Origin of the sequence: Psychrobacter sp. CAL346-MNA-CIBAN-0220 (assembly GCF_040309805.1) — a bacterium.
Taxonomy (GTDB): Bacteria; Pseudomonadota; Gammaproteobacteria; order Pseudomonadales; family Moraxellaceae; genus Psychrobacter.
In genome coordinates, this window is the sequence record NZ_JBEOPF010000317.1 from 1 (window position 1) to 270 (window position 270).

General features: G+C 36.7%; 1 protein-coding gene. It reads left to right on the top strand.

The window, feature by feature from the left end:
* Window positions 1-9 precede the first annotated feature (9 nt).
* The gene (locus tag AAEY88_RS13800; RefSeq protein ID WP_350563298.1) at window positions 10-177 is read left to right on the top strand and encodes an RNase H family protein; all 168 of its coding nucleotides are present in this window, start codon (window positions 10-12) and stop codon (window positions 175-177) included.
* Window positions 178-270: the final 93 nt, after the last annotated feature.

Sequence of the window (270 nt, forward strand, 5' to 3'; positions counted from 1 at the left end):
GGTTATGGTATATTCATGATTTATAACGAACATGAAAAAAAATTGAGTCAAGGTTATAAACTAACAACTAATAATCGCATGGAAATGCTGGGGGCAATTGTGGCTCTGGAAGTATTAACTCGCCCATGTGTTATTAATATCACTACCGATAGCCAATATTTGAAACAAGGTATTTAATCTTGGATCACGAATTGGAAAAAGCGCGGCTGGTTAACCTCAGCTAAAAAACCAGTAAAAAATGTCGACTTATGGAAACGCCTCGATTTAGCG